This is a genomic window from Fundidesulfovibrio butyratiphilus (assembly GCF_054657235.1).
The window spans coordinates 162,155-181,148 of sequence record NZ_BAAHXA010000003.1 but is presented as its reverse complement, the minus strand read 5'-3'; the positions used below and the strand labels follow the sequence as shown (position 1 = coordinate 181,148).

The 18,994-nt window shown below is 56.8% G+C and carries 14 protein-coding genes and 1 tRNA gene; 12 read left to right on the top strand and 3 right to left on the bottom strand.

The window, feature by feature from the left end; genetic code table 11:
- Positions 1 to 65 precede the first annotated feature (65 nt).
- From ACYQ01_RS16945 to ACYQ01_RS16930, 4 genes are all read left to right on the top strand, one after another.
- The gene (locus ACYQ01_RS16945; protein WP_459934996.1) at positions 66 to 3,872 is read left to right on the top strand and encodes a tetratricopeptide repeat protein; all 3,807 of its coding nucleotides are present in this window, start codon (positions 66 to 68) and stop codon (positions 3,870 to 3,872) included.
- Positions 3,873 to 4,233: 361 nt separating this feature from the next.
- Positions 4,234 to 6,939, top strand: a complete 2,706-nt coding sequence (locus ACYQ01_RS16940; protein ID WP_459934995.1) for a hypothetical protein — start codon at positions 4,234 to 4,236, stop codon at positions 6,937 to 6,939.
- Positions 6,940 to 6,948: 9 nt separating this feature from the next.
- Positions 6,949 to 7,659 (top strand): TIR domain-containing protein, encoded by a 711-nt coding sequence (locus ACYQ01_RS16935; protein ID WP_459934994.1) that lies wholly within the window; start codon positions 6,949 to 6,951, stop codon positions 7,657 to 7,659.
- Positions 7,660 to 8,140: 481 nt separating this feature from the next.
- Positions 8,141 to 8,302 carry a hypothetical protein gene (locus ACYQ01_RS16930; protein ID WP_459934993.1) on the top strand — a complete coding sequence of 54 codons (162 nt, stop codon included), beginning with the start codon at positions 8,141 to 8,143 and terminating at the stop codon, positions 8,300 to 8,302.
- A gap of 123 nt (positions 8,303 to 8,425) precedes the next feature.
- Here ACYQ01_RS16930 and ACYQ01_RS16925 read toward each other — a convergent pair.
- Positions 8,426 to 8,501: transfer RNA gene (locus ACYQ01_RS16925), tRNA-Asn, on the bottom strand.
- Positions 8,502 to 8,668: 167 nt separating this feature from the next.
- Here ACYQ01_RS16925 and lysS point away from each other — a divergent pair.
- The 6 genes from lysS (at position 8,669) to fabZ (ending at position 16,051) form a co-directional block, all read left to right on the top strand.
- Positions 8,669 to 10,264, top strand: coding sequence for a lysine--tRNA ligase (lysS, locus tag ACYQ01_RS16920; protein ID WP_459934992.1), 1,596 nt, complete (start codon positions 8,669 to 8,671; stop codon positions 10,262 to 10,264).
- Positions 10,261 to 11,490 (top strand): ABC transporter permease, encoded by a 1,230-nt coding sequence (locus ACYQ01_RS16915; RefSeq protein ID WP_459934991.1) that lies wholly within the window; start codon positions 10,261 to 10,263, stop codon positions 11,488 to 11,490. Before lysS ends, ACYQ01_RS16915 begins: the two co-directional genes overlap by 4 nt.
- Positions 11,483 to 12,166, top strand: a complete 684-nt coding sequence (locus ACYQ01_RS16910; RefSeq protein WP_459934990.1) for an ABC transporter ATP-binding protein — start codon at positions 11,483 to 11,485, stop codon at positions 12,164 to 12,166. Before ACYQ01_RS16915 ends, ACYQ01_RS16910 begins: the two co-directional genes overlap by 8 nt.
- Entirely contained in the window at positions 12,153 to 14,882 is a 2,730-nt protein-coding gene (bamA, locus tag ACYQ01_RS16905) for an outer membrane protein assembly factor BamA (RefSeq protein WP_459934989.1), read from the top strand. Before ACYQ01_RS16910 ends, bamA begins: the two co-directional genes overlap by 14 nt.
- A 121-nt stretch (positions 14,883 to 15,003) precedes the next feature.
- Positions 15,004 to 15,528 carry an OmpH/Skp family outer membrane protein gene (locus ACYQ01_RS16900; protein WP_459934988.1) on the top strand — a complete coding sequence of 175 codons (525 nt, stop codon included), beginning with the start codon at positions 15,004 to 15,006 and terminating at the stop codon, positions 15,526 to 15,528.
- A 67-nt stretch (positions 15,529 to 15,595) separates the two neighbouring features.
- A complete protein-coding gene (gene fabZ, locus ACYQ01_RS16895) occupies positions 15,596 to 16,051 on the top strand; it encodes a 3-hydroxyacyl-ACP dehydratase FabZ (RefSeq protein ID WP_459934987.1) in 456 nt (151 codons plus the stop codon).
- Positions 16,052 to 16,332: 281 nt separating this feature from the next.
- Here fabZ and ACYQ01_RS16890 read toward each other — a convergent pair whose 3' ends face one another.
- Complete coding sequence (locus tag ACYQ01_RS16890) at positions 16,333 to 16,650, bottom strand: IscA/HesB family protein (protein ID WP_459934986.1); 318 nt, start codon at positions 16,648 to 16,650, stop codon at positions 16,333 to 16,335.
- A gap of 482 nt (positions 16,651 to 17,132) precedes the next feature.
- Here ACYQ01_RS16890 and ACYQ01_RS16885 point away from each other — a divergent pair, with 482 nt between their 5' ends.
- Positions 17,133 to 17,585, top strand: a complete 453-nt coding sequence (locus ACYQ01_RS16885; protein WP_459934985.1) for a periplasmic heavy metal sensor — start codon at positions 17,133 to 17,135, stop codon at positions 17,583 to 17,585.
- A 114-nt stretch (positions 17,586 to 17,699) separates the two neighbouring features.
- Here the strand turns inward: ACYQ01_RS16885 and ACYQ01_RS16880 are convergent, their stop codons facing one another.
- Positions 17,700 to 18,026, bottom strand: coding sequence for an IscA/HesB family protein (locus ACYQ01_RS16880; protein WP_459934984.1), 327 nt, complete (start codon positions 18,024 to 18,026; stop codon positions 17,700 to 17,702).
- Positions 18,027 to 18,165: 139 nt separating this feature from the next.
- Between ACYQ01_RS16880 and pyrR the strand changes: the two genes are divergently transcribed.
- Positions 18,166 to 18,711: a bifunctional pyr operon transcriptional regulator/uracil phosphoribosyltransferase PyrR gene (gene pyrR, locus ACYQ01_RS16875; RefSeq protein ID WP_459934983.1), complete on the top strand. Its 546-nt coding sequence runs from the start codon at positions 18,166 to 18,168 to the stop codon at positions 18,709 to 18,711.
- The last annotated feature ends 283 nt before the right edge of the window (positions 18,712 to 18,994 follow it).

Genomic DNA, 18,994 nt, shown 5'->3' with positions numbered 1-18,994 from the left:
CGTCCTTTTTATTGTATTGTGATGAATCTTGGACAGTGGAAAACTGCCAAATTTGAGGGGGAGGCGTGAACAAGCTCAGGAGAGAATGGCGCTATGTTCTGATAGTGGCCGCATTGGCCTGTTCTCTCCTGGGGGGGAGCCTGTGCGGACTTTCACCGACTTTCGCCGCCACGCAGGGGCAGGACGAATTAAACAGGGCAAAGGCGTTGTTTCTTCAAGGCCAGGAAGCAGACGGCAAAAAGGAGTACAAGCGGGCGAAGGGTTTGTTCCAACAGGCTTTGGCAATACAGGAAGCGAGGTTGGACAAAAACAACCTTGATTTGGCCAATACTCTTTTTGAACTGGGATGGCAGTATATAAACCTCGACGAATATGTGGACGCCGTTCCCTACCTGGAGCGGGCTCTTGGCATACGGGAGCGTTCGTTGGGCAAGGAGAGTCTGGAGGCGGCTGAGGCGGTCAACGGGCTGGGGTATGCATATGTTCTGAATGGAGAACCGGACAAAGGCAAGCCCTGCCTGGAGCGCGCCTTGGTCGCGCGGGAAAGACACCTGGGCGGGGACCATCAGTTGGTTGGAAATACGTTAAAGAATTTGGGAGAATGTTTCATTGAGGCGGGTGATTATAATCACGCCCTTGAATATTTTGAAAAAGTCAAGCGTATTCGTTCTCTACCGGAGGCAAGCTCCGAGGACTATGCTTTGTCTATTCAGTTTGTGGCCCTTGCGTACTGGAAGCTTGGGGACCTGCCCAAGGCTCGTTATTGGTATGAATACGCCCTTGCTCTGTATGAAGCGATGGATGCCAAGAGTAAACCCGTTATGAGCGGCGTATTGACGGATCTTGGTGGCATATTGCGAGAGTTGGGAGAGTACCCCAAGGCGAAACAGTGTCTTGATCGTGCGTTGTCCATCTTGCAAAAAGCAGGGTCAGACAGTGTGGATACAGCAAAAACGTTGGATCAAGTTGGGCTGCTTTATTCGTGTATGGGAGAATATGAAAAAGCAAAAAGTATTCATGAACGGACATTGTCCATTCGAAAGGAGTATCTCGGTCCAAACAGTCCATGGACAGCCTATAGTATGCGTTTGCTTGGGGACGTTCTCTTAGATATTGGAGATATTACCGTAGCACGGCCAATGCTTGAGGAGTGTCTTTCTTTATATAAGAAGCGGTATGGAGAAAAGGACCTGCATGTCGCAGTGGTAATGGAAGTGATCTCAAAAGGTTACAAGCAGGTTGGGGAGTATTCCAAGGCTCTTGAGAACCTTAAGTTGGCGAGGGACATCTTGTCGAAGCGGTCTGGGCAGGATGGCCGTGATCTGGCAAACGTATTGAACGATATTGGTGTGACATATGGATTGCTGGGGGATGAGGCACAATCTCTAGTCTATTTTGAGCGGGCCCTGAAAATCCAGGAAAGTAGTCTCGGGCCCGAGCATCCTTGGGTAGCGATACGTTTAAATAATATCGGAACATGCTATGAACACTTAGGGGATTACGAAAAGGCAAAAGCCTATCTGGAACGGGCTGTTGTCATCCAGAAGAAGCGCCTGGGCGACGACCATGTGAGTACCGCCACGACCGAGCACAACCTGGGTGCGATTTACCTTGTGTGGGGAGACTACGCAGCAGCCAAGACCCTCTTTGAAAAAGCGGCGGCTGTTCGGGAGAGAAAGTTGGGTAAGCATGTCGACACTGCCCAAGCCTTGAGCAATCTCGCCATGGTCTATTATCGGCTGGGTTCCTACGACAAGGCTCGTCAGTTGGGTGAGAAAGCTCTTGATATTTATGAAACCGTTAGGGGTTCGTCAAACCCCGTGCTAGTGCATGAGCTCAGTAATCTTTCTTTTTTCTATAGTGGGTTAGGCGACCACAAAAAAGCAAGGGCCCTGTGCGAGCGTGCGTTGTCGCTCTCTGAAAAATACTATGGGACGGAGCATCTGCGAACCGGAGAGAGCGCTGCCGCATTGGGGTCAGCCTTGGATGAACTGGGCGACCATGAAGCTTCCAGGAATTACAGGGAGCGCGCCCTGGCGATCAGGGAACAGTCATTTGGTTTGTTTCATCCGGACACGGCGGCCGCGATGCATAATCTCTCCAGGAGCTACGAAAGGCTTGGAGCAACAGAAAAAGAACGGGAGCTCAGGCGAAAGGCCGTCATGGTCGTGTTGCTCAGCGGGCATGAAGAATGGAAAAAGAACATTTTGGATGCATACTCACGCTTGCTGGTGCAGCTTGGTAGACCGGGGCCTGCCATTTATTATGGCAAACAGGCCGTCAACATCGTCCAGACTATGCGTCAGCGTGGGGGAAGTCTAGAAATATATCTTCAGAAAAATCTCCTCCAGAAGAACAGCTTCGTGTTCACCCGCCTGGCCGACCTGCTCATGGCCCAGGGCCGCATTCCGGAGGCGCAGCAGGTTTTGCGCATGCTCAAGGAGGAGGAGTACTTTGATTTTGTGCGGCGCGACGCCTCGCAAGGGGACGTGCGGGCCACAAAAGCGGTCTACACGCCAGAAGAAGCGGTTTGGGCCAGGCGGTTCGAGGAGTTTTCCAGTCGCATGAAGCCACTGGCCACGGAATATACGCGGCTCAAGGGACTCAAAATGCCGGATGAAACCCAAAAACGCCGTCTGGAGGAACTGGAAAAGCAGTTGGCCGGTTACCGAACGGAATTCACATCCTATCTCGCCGATCTGGAAAAAAGCCTCGGGGCCGCCCAGGTCAAGCCCCTGGATTTGCCGGACACCAAGGTCATCAAGGCGGATTTGCGTCAATTGGGTGATGGGGCGGTGCTGTTGCACTACATCGTGGCCGAAAATAAACTTTGGGTCATTCTGACCACCTCCGATGGAATCGTCCACAAGGGAACGGACATTGCGTCCAGCGAGGTCAATACGTTGGTGGCTCAATATCGCGAACGGCTCAAGTCGCCCTCCACCGACCCGATGCCCATGGCGAGACGCCTTTATGATCTGCTGCTTGGTCCCATCGCTTCCGACTTGGAAAAGGCGCATGCCAAAAATTTGATGGTCTCCCTGGACGGAAGCCTGCGCTACGTCCCCTTCGCCGCGTTACACGACGGCCAAGGCTATCTGGTCCAGAAATACGGGGTGGCCATGTTCACCGAGGCCGCGCGCGGCACCTACCTGGACACGCCCGTTACGCACTGGCGTATGATCGGGCTCGGTTTGACGCACGCGAAACAAGGCTTTGCCCCGTTGCCGGGGGTGCGGGCCGAAATGGAGGCCATCAGCCATGTTCTGCCTGGCAACGTCTATCTGGATAACGACTTCACCCTGTCCGTCATGCGGACGGCGTTGGGCTCGGGACAGCCGGTCATGCATATTGCCAGCCATTTCCACTTCAAACCCGGAACGGAACGCGACTCCTTCCTGCTTGTCGGAGACGGGAGCAGACTCACTTTGGAGGCCGTGAAGACGGATCTGAACTTCAAGGGATTGGACATGCTGACGCTTTCAGCCTGTGAGACCGCCGTGGGCGGGGGAACGAAGATGGGTGACGGACGCGAAGTGGAAAGCTTTGGCGCCCTGGCCCAACGCAAAGGAGCCAAAGGCGTTCTGGCGACCCTTTGGCCCGTGGCGGACGAAAGCACGGCCTTGTTCATGGAATGCTTTTACAACTCGCGAGAAAATAAGAAGTTGTCGCGTTCCCAGGCCCTGCGCCAGACGCAAATGGCCTTCCTGGAAGGCAGGATAACACAGGAAAATACTTCCGCAAAACGGGGCGAGGCGGTGCAAGCTTCAAGGCCTGAGACAACCGATGCCCGGACAGGGCAGGGCGCCAGTGCCGGCTACGCCCATCCCTTCTATTGGGCGCCGTTTATTCTCATGGGCAATTGGCGGTGAAATCCCTTGCAGGAGGACCGCGCACGGGCCTGCCGAGGTCAGTAGCCTGAAAAATTTTTGCTGGCTGCGTTGCTGCGCAAAGCTCAAACCCTCAACGGATGCCAACTCCGCTTCGAGATTGAATTTTTCTTGCGCCTTGCCAGCACGTTGTTTGAACAGGCTGCACGAATCGTTTTTTTGGCGGGTTGTCAGGGGGTACGGCTGCAACACTCTGCGAGGATCAGGGGAGAAAACCATGACAGTCGACGCCCGCTTTTAGGACTGCGAGTTCGGTCAAGCGAAAGTGTTAAATCAATTGTCTTGACATGCTGTTCGCGCGGAAATACAAAAATATACTTTTAACATGAGCCAAGGGATAAGTATGGCCGAGACTACGGAAAACCCCACCGGCAAGGATTCGATGTTTAAAGCAAATTCTTCAATCCTTGAAAACTATGCATCGTTAATCGACCAAAAAGGTGAAACGTACGATAATGACTTTCGCCGTATCCTCTATGACAGTGAAGCGGGGGAGCGCCCTGAACCAAACCTCCGAAGTCTGATTGAAATCCTGGAAAAAGAGCGCATCTTGATTATTGCGGGCGGGCTCGGCAACAAACGTGAGACTGCACTGCGATGTGGATGGGAATTTGCGCAGCTGCTTAATGACAAGGGCGCTGAGGATCAGGTTGATGCCTTTGAAATTTTGACCGCTTCCACAGCGCATGAGGATTTGTTTTCAAAGATATCAAGTAAGACGGAACCTGCAATATTTGTTGTTACGAAAGTCGATCCGTCTATCATAGGCGGAAATATAGATGCTTTGCATTCCGTTCTCAATACGCGGCATTGGATAGTTATTGCCACAACAAGCAGCAGACATGCCTGGAAGCTGGATTCGTCTCTCGAAAAGAGTTGGACGGAACCAGAGGAAAGCGAGCTCTTTAACGCGGGCGACCTGGCTCTGTTTATTAAGCAGAAGCTTGATGAAGAGGACTTGGCGGAACTCAGCCGGCTGACAGGGGCGGATGATGTCGCCGGCTATTTGGCGTTGGAGCTTGGGTCTCCCTATGCAATCGAGGCCTTCGTCAGTAGCTTTCGGTTGCGTGACGACGAATATATTGACATCGATACGCTCATATCCCATGCGCGCAGCAAAAAGAAAACAATAGAAAAATGGTTTCATCATCAAATCAATGACCGTGAGAAAGTTGTGGCCATCGCCTTGGCTCTCTTTGAGGGCGTTGACGAGCGAATCGCTTTTTCCGCAATCGAAAAGTTGATGTCCGGAGCCTGGAGACAGCGCGATACGGCATTGCAATTCATAGACTATAGCGACCTTGCAAACATACGCGGAAGCTACTTTGAGTTTGAAGATGACGGCACAGGACAGGCCCGGTTGAAGTCTCTCGGGGACGAAACGCGCTCCGCAATACTGCACGCGGCATGGAGCACGCATAGGAGACAAGTTATTGCCTCGCTGTCCACAATGACAGAACTAGTCCTTGAATCCGTCAAGCACTCTCCCTTCGAGCTGGAAACGCTCCGGTCGACACGCCATATCGATTACTTTCGGGACTCAGTTGCCGAGTCCCTTGGCGAGGTCGCTCTGTTGTCGATGGAAGATGTGGAGCCCCACCTGCTGACCCTCATCGCTTCCGGGAGCATCGAGGCGCACAATGTCGTCGCGGCCGCTTTAAGACGCGTTCTCAGGGCAAACAAGCGTGATGAGTTGTTCAAGATGCTTGGAAATTGGCGAGTGGATAGAAGAGCGATTGCCTTTGTCTCGATCCGCATGTCCTCCAAGGAGGGGATTACAGCAAACCAGCTTATTGGCTCTGCTGTGGCTACTATTGTTGGACAATTGGCCCTTGAAGATCCGCCAAACAGTTTGGATGAAGAAATACAACGACTCATTCGCGCTTATGCATCGTCAAACGACGAACATATTATAACGCAAATGTCCTTGACGGCCATTCCGGTCCTGTGTCGCGCCCATACAATTCAAATGCTCGAGATTATTCCAGATCTCCTGGATCGTGTCCGGGGAACCTGGGAGATGTACGCATGGCTTGTCTCGGGGGCCGGGTACGGGTTTGGCCTGGCGTTACGCTTTTTGCGTCATGGTCTGTCATCGACCTTGCTCGAGTGGATTGATGAGAGTCTTCAACACAGTGGTCGCGGATATGATGCGAGCCAAGTTTCCTTGCGGGAAAAAAAGCTCGCTGTCGCGGCTTTTTCCATGGCCTTTGTGCAGCCCTCCAATGAAGGAGTGTCCCCGAAAGGCGAGACCGCTCCTCTTGATCCTCATGCGGCGGTGGGGCATATCATACGGATACTTTCCATTGAAAAGCATCCGTTTGTGCGGTCTATATCAATGATGGCGCTTAATATAATATTGCATGATGAATTTGACTTGGCGTCAGAGGAACTGCCTGAAGCTATTGATTTGCTCACAAACGAAGAGCGTACGCAGCTTGTTGCTCGCATGGTTGATCTGCATTGCTACCAGAGGAGCCGTCAATCGGGGGGTGATCTTTTGCTCTGCGTCGGCGAGTATGATTGTCCCTTGTGGTATGACAAGGTCCCAGAAAATACTCCAGTCCAGAAGAAAATGTTTTCATGGTCTGAAACAGCGAAGTCGCCAGCGGTTTCCTCGTTTGCCGCAGATGTCATATTAGGCATACGTCGGGTGATTGAGCGAAGCCAAGAAGCGAAGCGCACAGAAATGATTAAGCAGCGGGAGAAAGAGGAACAACGGAAACAAGACCTTGCGAGTCGTCCCTCCCCGGAGTTGCATCGTCACAAGGTGCAATTGAGCTTTGTCCAACGGTACGTTGCGGCACGGCTTGCGACTCTTAACGATCCCAGTCTTAGGCCAGCTGTCGAGGGGATGTTTGCTTCGCTTTTACCACTGAGCTCTGTCGAGCGTTGCGAATTGTTGGATCGTTACGCCTCCGAGCAAGGCGATGTTTTGAAGAAAACCGTATCCGCGGCCCGTCGATGCATGTTGATCAACAGTATCTTTTGGCCTACTGTCGTCGGTCTTCCTGTTATTGCATTTATGGTTAGACTAATAATTAAGTAAAGAAATATAATGTCTACGAATGATATCTCTGGATTTGTGGATGTTGTCCTGTCGTACTACAGCGGTTCCATCCCGGATTCCGTTGACGTGCGACAGTTGAAAAATGTGGCTGATCTTGTTGCGTCTGACTTGTCAGCCGATCATTTGAAACGGTTGCATGGCTCTCCTCACGACTATCGCGAAGAAATTACCGCGATTGTTCAACGTCGGTGGTTTCAGACAGCTTTTAGAAAGAAGGCCTTGGAGGTCCTTGGCGCATCCGGAACGGTCGGGGGGAAGGGCCCCTTGCGATTGTTCTTTAGTTATCGCCGCAGCGAGTCTGTCGACCTTACTCGTCACCTTGCCCATACCATGGGTCACCTCTTTAAGTTTGAAGTCTTCTTCGATCAATCAGCCCTGACAGCGGGCCCTTTCCCGGAGCAGCTGAAGAATTCCGTTCGCGCGTGTGATGTCTTTCTATTGATGATATGTCCGAATACTTTCGATAGGATCATGGACATCAACGACTGGGTCCGCCAGGAGATCGAATGCGCGATTTCGCAATCCCGTATGATTGTCCCGGTATTGGTTAACAACGCGTCACTGCCTGAGGTTCGCGCGCTTCCAGAAAATATTCGCCAACTGTTGGACTTCAACGCTTTCAATTTTTACGCCAATCAGTTTGATGCCTGCACAATCATGCTTCATCAATTCATCGCCAGAGCGTTAGCAGCCCGTTGAAAAAGTCATTTCGAGGCCGATCCCAACGACGCGCACATGTCCCTCGGCTGGCCTGGAAGACACATTCTTCTTGTCGCTCGACAGAGCCGGTCCCCCCGGACCGGTGCGCTAGGCAAAGGGAACTCTCCCGCCCCGTGGGCTACCACCTGGATACTTTGGGGAGGACGTGCTTCAGTTCGACTTGTTCCTGGAGATCCTCGGGCGCCGCATGTTCCTGGAGCGTAGGAGGAGCCGGGGGACGACGGCAAGGGGCGAGGCCAATGACGTGAAGAGCCCCAACCGCAGGCGGCACGGGCAGGGCCAAGGAAGGCGAGGCTCCGTTCTCCAGGAGCATCGAGGTGCCGAACGAGCTTGGGTACAAATTTCGCCGTGGTGGAACGGCTCTTTTTCCCCAGGTGCGGGCGAAGTCCCTGGCTGACGAACATGTCATCAGGTCGGGGGGCAACAACAAGAAAATTTCCTGCTCGCTTTGAAGCGGCGCATGATCGACTTCGTGATCGGATGCATGGCCGGAAATGACGCCATCGTCACAGGCTTCATGGAGGACGAGGCGTTCAGCGATATCATGGTGGACATGATCTGCAGCGATCTCCCTGCGACCGTACACGCTGGAGAGCCGATTGCGAAAGAATATCGCTCATAGGGAACGCCAGATTTTCCTACATGCTTTTCAACCCCTTGCACCCCACAACGTGAAAGACAGCGGGCCCCAGGCGTTCCAACGAAAAAGGGTCCCGGATTCTTCATCCGGGACCCTTGGATCTTCTGGCTCCCTGGGGGTGACTCGAACACCCAACCTAGTGGTTAACAGCCACCCGCTCTGCCGATTGAGCTACCAGGGAACATTTCGCGTCGACGCGAGAGGACCCTTTATGCAAACCTGCGCTGGCCGTCAACTCTTTTTTTTCTCTTTTCTCATCCCGGGCCGGGTTTCCTTGACGCTTACACCCTTTTGCCTTAGGTCATGCCGATTCGTTCATACCCCCGTTTCGCATCATGGAGTCATCCCTTGGGAAGTAAGGAAAATTCCCGTCGCCCCGAGTTCAAACTGCCTTACAAGTCGGACAAGGCGCCGCGGTTCTATCCCCTGTTGGAAGCGTTGGCCGCGCGTGACGAACTCAATGAGGTGCTCAAGAACCGTGTGGCCAAGGCCTGTCAGCTTCTGGACGAAAACGTCCCGCTCTACCCCAACGACTTCCACAAGAACGCCTCGCCGGGAGCCGTGGGCGCCGAGTACGAAGCCCTGGACGAAGCGGCCCTGGAAGCCCTGGAAAAACGTTTCGAAATGGCCGGGCGCATCGTGGCCCTGCGGTCGTTTGGCAAGGTGACCTTTTTTCACCTGCAAGACGCCACCGGACGCCTGCAATGCTTCGCCGCCAAGGAAGACCTGGGCGACGCGGCCTACGCCGTGTTCAAAAAATTCGACATCGGCGACATCGTGGGCGCGTCGGGCGCGTTGTTTCGCACCAAGACCGGCGAGCTCACCCTGAAGGCCAAGTCGGTACGCCTGCTTTCCAAATCCATGCGGCCCCTGCCCGAGAAGTATCACGGCCTCAAGGATGTGGAGATCCGCTATCGTCAGCGCTATGTGGACCTTATCGTCACGCCTCGCGCCGCCGAAATCTTCAAGGCCCGCACCAGGATCATCTCCGCCTTGCGCCGCTTCTTCGACGAACGCGGTTTCATCGAGGTGGAGACCCCCATGATGCAGGCCATCCCCGGCGGCGCCACGGCCAAACCCTTCGAGACCCATCACAACGCCCTGGACATGAAGCTCTACATGCGCATCGCGCCCGAGCTCTATCTCAAGCGGCTGCTGGTGGGCGGGTTCGACAAGGTCTACGAGGTGGGACGCAATTTCCGCAACGAAGGCATTTCCACCCGCCACAATCCCGAGTTCACCATGTGCGAGTTCTACTGGGCCTACGCCCGGTTCGAGAACCTCATGGACATCACCGAGGAACTCTACGACCACTTGGCCACCGCGGTCTGCGGCTCGCCCGTGATCACCTATCAGGGCCAAACCATCGACCTGACCAAGGGCACCTGGAAGAGGGTGGGCTTTCACGAGTCCATCGAGACCGTCGGAGGCGTGCCGCCCGAAGTCTATAACGACTACGACGCCTGCAAGGCCCTGGTCATCAAGCAGGGCGAAAAGGCCGTCGAGGGCGAAAAGCTGGGCAAGCTGCAGGCCAAACTCTTCGATCTGCTCGTGGAGCCCAAGCTCATCCAGCCCCATTTCATCCACAGCTACCCCACGGACATTTCGCCCCTTTCCCGGCGCAACGATGTCAATCCGGACATCACCGACCGTTTCGAGATGTTCATTGCCGGACGCGAGATGGCCAACGCCTTCTCGGAACTCAACGACCCGGTGGACCAGCGTTTGCGTTTCGAAGACCAGGTGCGTGAAAAAAGCGCCGGCGACGAGGAAGCCCACTTCATGGACGAGGACTACGTCCGCGCCCTGGAGTACGGCATGCCGCCCGCGGCCGGGGAGGGCATCGGCATCGACCGGCTGGTGATGCTGCTCACCGACAACGCCTCGATCCGCGAGGTGATTCTGTTTCCGCTGCTCAAGCCGGAGGGGACGCCCAGCGAATGAAATTCGAGTTGTTCGTCGCGTTGCGCTATTTGCTCACCAAGCGCGAGCACTCCTTCATATCGGTCATCTCGCTCATGAGCGTTCTGGGCGTGGGGCTGGGCGTGGGCGCTTTGATCGTGGTGATGGGCGTCATGACCGGCTTTTCCACGAATTTTCGGGACAAGCTGCTGGGCATGCAGTCGCACATGATCACGGGCGTGCGCGGAGCGCCGCTTCGCAATTATTCGGCGGTGATGGACAAACTCTCCGCCGTGCCCGGCGTGGCGGGGGTGACGCCCATCATCTACGCCGAAGTCATGCTCTCCCGGGGCGGATCGCCCAAGGGCGTGATCCTGCGCGGAGTGGATACCAAAACCGCCGGAAACGTGCTCACCGTCAGCCAGGACATGGTGGAAGGCTCCTTCGACGCCCTGGGCCAGGACGCCGAAGTGCCGGGCATCGTCATCGGCAAGGAACTGGCCGACATGATGGCGCTCACCGTGGGCGGGCAGGTGAACGTCCTCTCTCCGTCCTTTCGGGGCTCGGCCGTGGGATTCACCCCCCGGGTCAAGATCTTCCGGGTGGTGGGCATCTTCAAGAGCCGCATTTACGACTTCGATTCGTCCTTCGTGTTCGTGTCGCTCGCCTCGGCCCAGCAGATGCTCGGCTTCAAGTCCGACGCCACCATGTATCTCGACCTGCGCCTGTCCGACCTGGACGCCACCACGCAAATGGCCGCCACGGTGGAGAAGGCCGTGGGCGGGCCTCCCTTCTATGTGCGCACCTGGATCGACACGAACGGCAACATCTTCGCCGCCCTGCAACTGGAAAAGCTCGGCCTTTTCGTGGTGCTGATCATGATCGTGCTGGTGGGGTCGTTTTCCATCGTGACCTCGCTCATGCTCCTGGTGATGGAAAAGACGCGCGACATCGCCATCCTGATGTCCATGGGGGCCACGGGCCAGACCATACGGCGCATTTTCCTGCTCCAGGGGGTGATCATCGGCGTCGTGGGCACCTCCCTCGGCTTCGTCCTGGGGCTTACCACCGCCTGGGCGCTGAAGAAATTCCAGTTCATCAAACTGCCCCCCGGCGTCTATCCCATGGACCACCTGCCCGTGCTCATTCGGGGGCACGACCTGGCGCTCATCGCCCTGACCGCCCTGGGCCTGTGTTTTCTTTCCACGCTGTATCCGGCCGGAAAGGCCGCCTCCCTCAAGCCGGCCGAGGCGTTGCGCCATGAGTAGCCCCCTGTACCGCGTCACCGGCCTGGGCAAGGACTATCAAGGCCCCTTGGAGACCGTACGGGTGCTGGGCGAAATCACCATGGACATCGCGGCCGGCGAGTCCGTGGCCATTCTGGGGGCCTCTGGATCGGGAAAATCCACTTTGCTGCAACTGTTGGGGGCCCTGGACACTCCTACCAGAGGGCGGGTGCTGTTTGACGGACAACCCTTGGAGTCCCTGAAACCCCATGAAGCGGCCAGACTGCGTAATCGCGACATCGGGTTCGTGTTTCAGTTTCACCATCTGTTGCCCGAATTCACCACCCTGGAGAACGCGGCCATGCCGGGGCTCATCGCCAGCATGCCGCGCAACGAAGTTTTCGAACGGGCGGAGACGGTCTTGCGCCTTTTAGGACTTGAACAAAGGTTGCATCACAGGGTAACAACGCTTTCCGGTGGCGAACGCCAACGCGCCGCCATTGCCCGGGCACTTCTTCTTCGGCCCAAAGTTCTGCTGGCCGACGAACCCACCGGCAACCTGGATGATTCCACCGGCCAGCGGGTAGGCGAACTCCTGGCCCAACTCAACGCCGACCTCGGCATGACGCTGGTGGTGGTCACCCACAACCATAACCTGGCCTCCCTTATGGGGCGGCGGATGGAACTGCATGGCGGAGAACTCTATGCGCGGACGTAAATGCACCGGTTTGTTCCTTGGCTTGGTCGCAATCTTGAGCCTGGCCGTTTTCGGCCAGGAGGCCATGGCCCAATCCGAGCGCGGCAAGGCAAAGGTTCTGGTGTTGCCCTTCAAGGTGAACGCGCCCGGCGATGCCGAGAGTCTGCGGAAAAGTATCAGCCAGCAGCTCTCCGATCGTCTCCGCAAGGAAGGAGTGGCCGTGGTGGATTCCGCTACGGCCGCCTCGGTTCTGAAGGCCAAGAAGGTCAAGGAGGTCGTCTCCGCCCAGCAGGCCAGGGAACTGGCCCGGGCCGCCAAGGCGTCCTATGCCGTCATGGGTTCCCTGAGCGTGGTGGGCGACAGCCTCAGCCTGGACGCCAAAAGCGTCGGAGTCGGCTCCAACCTGCGGGAATCGGCAGGCGTGTACGCCACCGGGCCGGGGCTTGTCGGCTTGTCCGCGGCCGTGGACGACCTGGCCGGCAAGCTGAAGGGAGAATTCGTCGCCGGGGCTGCCGCGCCCGCCGGGGCTCCGGGATCGGGCCTGACCGGGGAAAAGGTCGCCGAGGTGGATGTCGAGGGCAACAACGCCCTGGAGAAAGACGTGGTGCTGCTCAAGGTCAAGACCCAGGTGGGCGAGCCCTTTGACAGCAAGACCGTGAACGAAGACCTGAAACGGCTTTTCGACCTCGGCTATTTCGACGACGTGCAGATCCGCGTGGACAACGTGCGCGGCGGCAAGAAAGTGGTCTTCGTGGTCAAGGAAAAGCCTCGCATCCAGGCCGTGGGCGTCAATGGAGCCGTCGAGATCAAGAAGGACGACATCCTTGAGGCCATGAGCACCAAGGCCGGTTCCGTGCTCAACCTCCAGGTGCTGGCCGACGACCTGGAAAAGATCCGCGAGCTCTACAGAAAGAAAGGCTACTATCAGACCGAAGTCAGCTACTCCCTGGAGCAGACCGACCCCCGGTTGGCCCGCCTCAATATCAATATCAAGGAAGCCAAGAAGCTTTACATCAAGGAAATCCGCATCCTGGGCGCCAAGCAGGTCAGCGTTTCGGACCTCAAGGACGAAATGGGCCTCAAGGAGAAGAACTTCCTCTCCTGGATCATGCAAACCGGCGTGCTCAAGGAAGAGTTGCTCGAACGCGATACCGCGGCCATCGAGAACTACTACACCAATCACGGCTACATCGACGCCCGGGTGGGCCAGCCGCAGGTGGATATCCAGCCGGACGGAATCGTCCTGACCTTCCAGGTGGAGGAGGGCGAACGCTACAAGGTCGGCTCGGTGGGCTACCGTGGCGACCTGCTCATGGATAACGACAAGCTCGCCACGTTGACCAAGGCCCAGGAGCTGGCCCAGAAAAAAGAGTTCTTCGACCGCTCCGTGGTGCGCAACGACATCGCCAAGCTGACCGAAGCCTATTCCGACATGGGCTACGCCTTCGCCGACTGCGATGTGGACATGAAAAAGCGTGGTGAGGAAAAAATCGTCGACCTGACGTACGTCATCACCAAGAACCAGAAAGTGTACGTGCGCCGGGTGACTGTCGAAGGCAACGACAAGACCCGCGAAAACGTCATCCGCCGCGAACTGCGGCTTTCCGACGGCGACCTGTTCTCGGGTTCCAAGGTCAAGCGGTCCAACGAGCGACTCAACAAGCTCGACTACTTCGACAAGGTCGACGTGGAGACCGTGCCCACGGAAAACCCCGGTGAAGTCGATCTGCGCGTGCGGGTCAAGGACAAGAATACCGGCTCCATCTCGGCGGGCGTTGGCTACTCCACTTCCGACTCGGTGTTCTTCGGCGGCAATATCGAGGAGCGAAATCTCTTCGGCAAGGGCTACGCCGCCCAGTTCTCGGGCATGATTAGCGGCCGGACCACCCGCTTCGTGCTCTCGTTCACCAACCCGGCGGTCTACGACTCCAAGCTCTCGGCCGGTACGGACCTCTACGCCACCAAGCGCCAGTTCGACGACTTCTACAAGGACGCCTACGGCGGCGACATCCGCTTCGCGTATCCCATCGGCGAATATTCCACCCTGGCCTGGAACTATCGCCTCGAACACGACTACATCTACCACACCAACCTCTTCGCCACGTCCATGATTCAGGAGTGGAGGGGCTGGCACTGGACGAGCTCGGTCTACGGCGGTTTCACCCGCGACACCTCGGACAGCCGCACCAAGCCGACAAAGGGCACCATTAACGAATTCGCCGTCACCTACGCCGGCCTCGGCGGCGACGTGGGCTACGTGAAGCCGTTCTACAGCTTCAACTGGTATCGCAGCCTGCCCCTGGAAACCGTGTTCCACATCAGGGCTCAGGGCTCGGTGCTCATCGAGAACGGCTTCGGCGACTTCCCCGTGTTCGAACGGTTTTACATGGGCGGCATCAACAACATTCGCGGCTACGCCGTGGACTCCATCTCGCCGCGCTCCCATCTGACCGGCGAACATGTGGGCGGCGACACCATGTACTTCGCCAACCTGGAGTACATCTTCCCCCTGAACAAGCATTACGGCGTCTACGGTCTGGGCTTCTTCGACGCGGGCAACACCATCTGGCGCGAACGCGACGGCTTCAACCCCTGGGTCTACAAGTCCGTGGGCGTTGGGCTGCGCTGGTTCTCTCCCATGGGTCTTCTGCGAGTGGAATATGGCTACGGCCTGGATGCCGAAGCTCACAATATGAACCCCTCTCAGGTGGGCTTCACCATCGGGCAGAGTTTTTAAAGGTTGCTTGACTTTCTTCGAAAAAGGGTATCTTGCCTAACGCCGGATAGACTGAGCCGTCATGGCGGCTGTGTGACACGGCCTAAGACGAACCGTACGCTGCAATAAGGAGATATACCGAATGCGTAACATTTTGAAATGCTTGCTTGTGGTCTCCATGCTCCTGGCCATGCCCCTTCTGGCGCAAGCCGCCGACAAGGTCGGCGTCGTGAGCGCTGATGACGTGATGGCCAATTCCGACGTGGGCAAGCGCACCATGGCCGATTTCGCCGCCAAGGTCGAAGCCAAGCAGAAGGAACTTGCCCGCCAGGGGGATGACCTCAAGCGTCAGGACGAAGAGTTTCGTAAAAAAAGCGTGACCATGTCCAGTGAGGCCAGAGCCAAGGAGCAGGGTGCTCTGGAGGTCAAGTTCAAGAAGTTCATGGAAGATCAAAACGCCGCCCAGCAGCAGATGGCGCGGGAGCAGCAGCGTCTTATGGAGCCTTTGCTGAAGGTCTTCCAGCAGGTCGTGGCCGATTACGCCAAGAAGAACGGATTCAGCCTGATTGTTGAAAAGCGTATGGTGTATTTTGCGGGCGGCGGCGTGGACGTCACCGCTGAAGTCACCAAGGAGTTCGAATCCGCTGCGAGAAGGGGCGCGAAGTAGTCTCAAAAACGACATTGGCGGCCCCCGCCCGGGGGCCGCTTTTTTTTATTTCAGGAGGTCACTGGATATGTCCCTGACGCCCCCGATTTTCATCGAGGAAATTTTACGACGTCTGCCGCATCGCTATCCCTTTGTCATGGTGGACCGGGTTCTGGAATACGAAATCGGCTCAAGCATCAAGGCGCTCAAAAACGTGACCATCAATGAACCCTTTTTCCAGGGGCATTTCCCCGGCCTTCCGGTCATGCCGGGCGTCCTGCAATTGGAAGCCATGGCCCAGGCCGGCGCGGTGCTCTTGAGCCTGGGGCAGGACAACCTGGAAGGGAAGGTCTTTCTCTTTACCGGCATCAACAACGCCAAGTTCCGTCGTCCCGTGGTCCCCGGCGATCAGATCATCCTCACCTGCACGGATATGCGGGGCAAGATGAACCTCTGGCGCATGAACGGCAAGGTCACCGTGGACGGCGAAGTCTGCGCCCAGGCCGAATTGACCGCTGCCGTGGTGGACAAGCAAAAAATGTGATCGCCGCGTCGCCCTTGGCGACATGGAGCAGAACAAGCGGGACCGCCTTCGGGCGGTTCTTTTTTTGGAGCGCACTCCCGGCGCGGGGAATAAAGAGGGAAGGCGAAAACGCGGCTTGGCTTGGCGGATATGCGGGCTCCCGCTGGCAAAACGGAATGGTCCGCAGCGAACGACGTTTGTGCGGGGGAAGCGGTCGCCTTTCCTCTCCGGCCAGCCCCAAAGGAGGGCGCGTCGGCAAAAACGAAGGCGGCGACCCGAAAGTCGCCGCCCGAGGTCGCCTCTTACACGGAGCAGGACCCTGACGAGCAGGACCCCGAACAGCTTCCCCCCCCAAGTTCAAGGCTGGAAACCACCTGGAAGCCCATGTAGGTCAATTCCACATGAATCGGCCGTGCCTTGGCCATAAGTTCTTTTTCGACCAGGAACGTGTAGCCGTCCACATCAAAAGTCTCGTCATTTTCTTTTGGCTCATCCAGAGCCAATGCCAGACGCGGCCCCGCTCAGCCGCCGGAAGAGAGGTACACGCGGATCGGCGACCGTTGCTTGTCGCCGAAGTAGGAATCGAGCTGCGTTTTGGCAGCCGGTGACAGGGTAACCATTTGAGCCTCCTGGGTAATGTGCGTGGTTTCATAGATAGAGTCTATATAGCGATTTGTCAAACAGGAGCCCACCGGGATGGTTCTCGGGGACGACGGGTGGTTTCCGAGAGCCTACGTTCCCGCGCGTTCGGCAGGCCACGCGACGTTCCCCCTCATCCCTCGTGACGCAGAACACCGTATATCGCTTGTGTTTTCTTGGCGCTCGTGGAGAATCTTCGAATTTGTTCCTTTTTTCGTATTGCGACTTTTGATGCGCAGTGTATGTTGTCCATACTCGGTGGGGGTGTTGAGGTCGCGTGCTCGATAGAGGCGTACGGCTTTGACGATGACGTTGTTGGGGGAAAGGACGTGTGACCCCACCGTGGACTTTCCTGAGGCGACGTCGATTCTCACAGAGTGATTTTAGGGCCTTGCGGATGTTTATGCACAGCGTGTCGGTTTTGCCGACACGTGGAACCAACTTCGACCGAAGGAGGAAAGACATGGGCAGAAAACGCGGGTCTTGGCTGGCTGCGATCCTGTTCGCCGTTATGGCGTTCGCTTTTGCCGGCGTGGCACATGCGCAAATGGGGCCAGGGATGATGGGGAGCTATGGATACGGATATGGGGGAGGGTATCATAGCCTTACTCCGGAAAAACAGGCCGTGGCTCAAAAGCTCTACTCGGCGTTCTATTCCCAGACACGCACCTTGCGCCAACAGCTGATCACGAAACAATACGAATTGAACGCCATGATTTATGGCGCCAAGGCCGACGACAAGAAAATCCAAGAGTTGTCCAAGGAAATCAGCGAACTTCGTTCCAAGCTTTTTGACGCGCAGGTGACCTTGCAGCGCCAGTTGGCAAAGGAAGACATTCCGTTGATGGGCGGCATATCCGGCGGCGGGATGATGGGGCCCGGCTATGGGTTCGGGCACGGAATGGGAATGTTCTGACGCGATAACGCCCCTCCCTTTTGAGAGAGGATGCGGGGCTCCCACCAGCAGAATGGACCGAAAAAAAAGCGCCCCCGGAAGGGGGCGCTTTCGGCTTGTAGAACAAAAAGCCTGCTAGCTTCCGCACGAACCCGAAGAGCACGAGCACGTACCGCAGCATCCGCCGCCTCCACCCAGTTCCAGGTTGGAGCGGACTTCGAAACCCATGTACGTCAAGTCGACGGTAACGGGCTTGGCCTTTTCCATGAGGGTTTTTTCCACAACAAACGTATACCCTTCGGTGGGGAACACGTCGTCATCGTCCTTGGGGTCGTCCAGGGCCAGAGCCAGGCTCGGTCCGGAGCAACCGCCAGAGGCCAGGTAGATGCGGATGGGGGACTTCGCCTTGTCGGCAAAGTAGGCATCCAACTGTTTTTTGGCCTCTTGCGTCAGCGTGAACATGTATGCCTCCTGAGATTCGATTCTCGCCCACAGCAAGTAAGAACAGGACAGTCGCTTGTCAAATCGAAAGTGGCAGGCGTTTGTTGCCAGTTTCAGGGCATTTGGCTATGGTTTTTTCATCCCAGCAAGGGGTCAAGACATGAACCATCAGAAAATTCTCATGAACTCCAAGGAGATGCAGCGCACCTTGGAACGCCTTGCCTTCGAAATTCTCGAACGCCACGGCGATTGCTCCGAACTGGCCCTCATGGGCGTCCAGCGTCGGGGGGTCGAGTTGGCCCAGCGGTTGCGCAAGATCCTGGAGTCGCGTCTGAGTTGCGACCTGCCCATGGGCAAGCTCGACATCAACCTCTACCGCGACGACTGGACCAATTTGTCGTACCAGCCCAAAATCAACCAGACCGACATCCCCTTCGCCATTGACGGGCGCAAGCTCGTGCTGGTGGACGACGTGCTCTTTTCCGGGCGCACGGTTCGCGCCGCCCTGGAAGCCATCATGGACTACGGCCGACCCAAAAGCGTCGAGCTGCTCGTGCTCATCGATCGGGGGCACCGCGAGTTGCCGGTGCAGCCCGACTATGTGGGCAAACGCGTCTCCACGGCCCGCGACGAACGGGTGGACGTCTACGTCAAGGAACTTGACGGCGAGGATCGCGTCCGCCTGGGCAGCAACCCGGCGGGGTGATCGTCCCGCGGCGGGTTCGCCCGGTTCGTTGCCTCCGGGGACGCGGCGCGCCGTCGACCGGCGTGGGGCGGCTAGCTTTTTTTCGACGCGGGAATTCTTTTCGGAACCGGCTCGTTAACAGTTGCAATATTTGGCCCAATGGCCTACAGCGCTGCCAGCGATGACTTCCGAGGGACGGTTGCGTCGTTTTTTTGTTTTTTCAGGCGGGGGGATCCTTCCCCGCGCCAAACCCTAACTGCGACACGACAAGAGAGTATGAATACGGAACCCCCTAACCGATCGA